A 974-nucleotide genomic window follows, 5' to 3' on the forward strand; every position below is an offset into this window, starting at 1 on the left:
CTGCGCCTACTTCGAGCGCGACGACATGACGCTCGAGGAAGCCCAAATCGCCAAGATCGACCTGTCGCTGAGCAAGCTCAACCTCGAGCCGGGGATGACGCTGCTCGACGTCGGTTGCGGCTGGGGCGGTGCGCTACAACGAGCGGTCGAGAAGTTCGACGTCAACGTCATCGGAATCACCCTCAGCCGCAACCAGTTCGAGTACAGCAAGGCGAGGCTGGCCAAGGTCCCGACCGGGCGCAGCGTCGAGGTGCGGCTGCAGGGCTGGGAGGAATTCGAGGACCACGTCGACCGCATTGTCACGATCGGCGCCTTCGAAGCGTTCAAAGCGGACCGTTGGCCGGCGTTTTTCGAACGGGCCTACGAGATCCTGCCCGACGACGGCCGGATGTTGCTGCACACGATTCTCGCGCATTCCCAAAAACAGCTGCACGAGCTCGGCGTCTCGCTGACCATGAGCGACGTGCGGTTCACGCGATTCATCTACACCCAGATCTTTCCCGGCGGGCAGTTGCCGGCGCAGGAAGACATTCTGAAATTGGCGCCCGCGGCCGGATTCACCGTCGAAAAGGTGCAATTGCTGCGGGAGCACTACGCCCGCACGCTCAATATGTGGGCGGCGAATTTAGCGGCGAACCGGGAAAAGGCGATCGCCATCCAGTCCCAGGAGGTCTACGACCGCTATATGCACTACCTGACGGGGTGTGAAAACTTCTTCCTGAAGGGCATCAGCAACGTCGGCCAGTTCACGCTGGCCAAGTAAGTAGCGCACCGCTGGCCGGGCGCTCCCAGGCGCCCGGCTACTTCTCGCAGGTGAATTGGTTGACGTCGGTGTAGCCCTCGCGGAACAGCTTGGCGCAGCCGGTGAGGTACTTCATGTACCGGTCGTAGACCTCTTGGGACTGGATGGCGAGCGCCGTCTCCTTGTTCGCCTCGAGGGCCGCGGCCCACGTCTCCAGGGTCCGTGCGTAGTG

2 protein-coding genes are annotated in these 974 nt (G+C 62.6%); one reads left to right on the plus strand and one right to left on the minus strand.

All coding sequences use genetic code 11. The annotated features are described in order from the left end of the window. Positions 1–763: cyclopropane mycolic acid synthase family methyltransferase (locus A5696_RS21160; protein WP_067882959.1), on the plus strand; the 763-nt coding region annotated here is incomplete at its 5' end. 37 nt (positions 764–800) lie between these two features. On the opposite strand, the gene A5696_RS21165 is transcribed toward A5696_RS21160, so the two are convergent. Beyond that, the coding region (locus A5696_RS21165; RefSeq protein ID WP_197517015.1) for a class I SAM-dependent methyltransferase at positions 801–974 on the minus strand (174 nt) is incomplete at its 5' end.

It is taken from the genome of Mycobacterium sp. E2699 (assembly GCF_001666745.1).
In the GTDB taxonomy this organism is placed as follows: domain Bacteria; phylum Actinomycetota; class Actinomycetes; order Mycobacteriales; family Mycobacteriaceae; genus Mycobacterium.